The following is a 374-nucleotide window of genomic DNA, read 5'->3' on the forward strand; positions in this document are numbered from 1 at the left end:
GCTTCCATCTGGCAATTGTTTTGGTGGACGATGTCCGGCGCCTCCGTGTATCTGCTTCCTGCCGGCTGGGAGAAAGATCCTGTGCGGATGATTGAAGCGTTTGCCTCAGAAAAGGTGACGACCGCGCATTTTATTCCGGCGATGGTCAACAGCTTTTTAGACGCGCTGGAAACAGAGCCTGCGGAAACAAGAACACGCCTCGGCAGAACCTTGACACGCGTGTTTGCCGGAGGGGAAGCTCTTTCACCGCTTACGGCTGCCCGGTTTGCCGATCTTCTGCCGGAGACCGTGCTCATTCACGGCTACGGGCCGACGGAAGCGACGGTTGATGCGGCGTTTTACGTCTGTGACCGAAAACGGGACAGCGGACGGAC

General features: G+C 57.8%; 1 protein-coding gene. It reads left to right on the forward strand.

The window, feature by feature from the left end; all coding sequences use genetic code 11:
• A partial coding sequence (locus D5S11_RS19740) for an AMP-binding protein (protein ID WP_164833870.1) occupies positions 1 to 374 on the forward strand: 374 nt, incomplete at both ends.

The sequence above is a fragment of the Bacillus sp. L75 genome (assembly GCF_003676355.1).
In the GTDB taxonomy this organism is placed as follows: domain Bacteria; phylum Bacillota; class Bacilli; order Bacillales; family Bacillaceae; genus Bacillus; species Bacillus velezensis.